The organism is Streptomyces alanosinicus, assembly GCF_014650595.1.
Classification (GTDB): domain Bacteria; phylum Actinomycetota; class Actinomycetes; order Streptomycetales; family Streptomycetaceae; genus Streptomyces; species Streptomyces alanosinicus.
This window is the reverse complement of sequence record NZ_BMVG01000163.1, coordinates 1-654: the sequence shown is the minus strand read 5'-3', so window position 1 is coordinate 654 and position 654 is coordinate 1. Positions and strand designations below refer to the sequence as shown.

At 73.7% G+C, this 654-nt stretch carries 1 protein-coding gene; it reads right to left on the bottom strand.

Annotation, left to right across the window (positions count from 1 at the left end):
• Positions 1-654 (bottom strand): FAD-dependent monooxygenase (locus IE277_RS46795; protein ID WP_189960233.1); only part of this gene is annotated, 654 nt, incomplete at both ends.

Sequence of the window (654 nt, the reverse complement as noted above, 5' to 3'; positions counted from 1 at the left end):
GTCCGGCCGGATGAGGACGGCGGTGACGTCCCGCCAGATCGGATGCGACGCCTCGGAGTTGATGGTTCCTGCCCGCTGCTCCAGGCCATCCGCGGGGCGCGGTGTCCGCGTCCTGCCGAGGTCCAGCAGGAGTGGTCGGCCGTGGTGCATCAAGGGGTGGGCGGTGGGTACGCCGGCTGTGTCCAGGGCGAGGCCGGCCAGTCGGGTGCCGTTCAGCGGGTGCGTGCCGGGTGTGGTGTCGGTGGGGAGCGGGTCGTCGAATCCGGCGATCCGGCGCGCCCACTGGCGGTTGGTGTGCGGTTCGGTCAGCGCGGCGGAGCAGACCTCGCGCAGCGCGATCTGCTCCGGGCCGGCTGCGGCGAACAGGGCGAGCTGCGCGCGGGTGTTGTCGATGACGGCGCGGGCGGCGGGCCGGCGCTCCGTGTCGTAGCTGTCGAGTAGTCCGTCGGGTGCCCGGCCCTGGAGGGTGGCGGCCAGCTTCCAGCCCAGGTTGGTGGCGTCCTGGATGCCGAGGTTCATGCCCTGCCCTCCGGCCGGGAAGAACATGTGCGCCGCGTCCCCGGCCACCAGCACCCGTCCGGCCCGGTACCGCGTGGCCTGGCGGGTGGCGTTGCCGTAGCGCGAGAGCCACCGGGGGTTGCGGATGCCCAGGTC